Source organism: Rhodococcus sp. F64268, from assembly GCF_023015605.1.
GTDB lineage: Bacteria > Actinomycetota > Actinomycetes > Mycobacteriales > Mycobacteriaceae > Rhodococcus.
Genome location: NZ_JALKAI010000038.1, coordinates 1 through 935, shown reverse-complemented (window position 1 = coordinate 935; position 935 = coordinate 1). Strand labels below are relative to the sequence as shown.

Below are 935 nucleotides of genomic sequence, written 5' to 3'. Positions count from 1 at the left end.
AGTATAGGACCGAACCGCGGGACTACGCCGCCGAGGGTCTACTGGCCGGGGACTACGGTCCCGCCGTGGAAGGCCAGCGTCTCGCCGAGTACGTCATCCACCCTCACGCCATCGACCCTGCCTTGACCACCGTCAACGATGTCACGGTCACCGTCGGGGGAGTCGGTTACCTTCTGTCGTCAGACGCAAGGGAGACTGCCAAGCAATTCGGGATCATCAGTGGTTTCCGTAGCTTCCAAAGCACTCCCGACTACTCCCGGAGATTCGGCGTTGCCGTGTGGCGTTTTCCCACCGAACAGGACGCCAGCAGCGTCGCGCAGGCCCTCCATGACACCACGAACGAGATCCACCATCCGTACATACACGGGGTCAGTTCAGGCCCACAAACCCCGGTTGGATTACCGCAACCACCAGGTACATTTGCCGGCATCTACCGGTGGGATGCCTCTAGAACTCATACAAGGAACGACTCTCACGTCGTGAGCGCATTCACTGCACGGGGGATGTTCGTGATCTATACCTACGCCTACAACGAGGGCACCGACACCGCATGGGCCACCGACACCATCGTGCGTGCCGTGCCAGAACAGCAAGTTCTGCTCGATCGGTTCCCGGCCACCGCCACCGAGCAGATCGCCGCTCTGCCGATCGATGTCGACAAGGTCCTCGGCCGCGCCGTCGGGTTCCTCGACAATGAAACCTTGGACAACACCGACGCTGCGGTCTACGGGCCGGCAGGATGGTTGCACTTCGACTCCCACCCCGTCCGCCGCCGAGAAGCGTTCGAGGCCACCGGCACTGATCTAGTCGCCATGCTCAATTCGACCGTCTACCGCACCGGTAGTGACGAGGGTGCACTGACCCTGCGAGACGAGTTCGCCGAGATCACGCTCGAGAACTATCCGGACTTGATCGAAGACGCTTCGGCTCCGCAG

1 pseudogene is annotated in these 935 nt (G+C 61.7%); it reads left to right on the top strand.

What is annotated here, in order from left to right:
* Nucleotides 1–479 precede the first annotated feature (479 nt).
* Nucleotides 480–935: pseudogene (locus MWU77_RS24430) on the top strand (hypothetical protein); the annotation flags it as partial.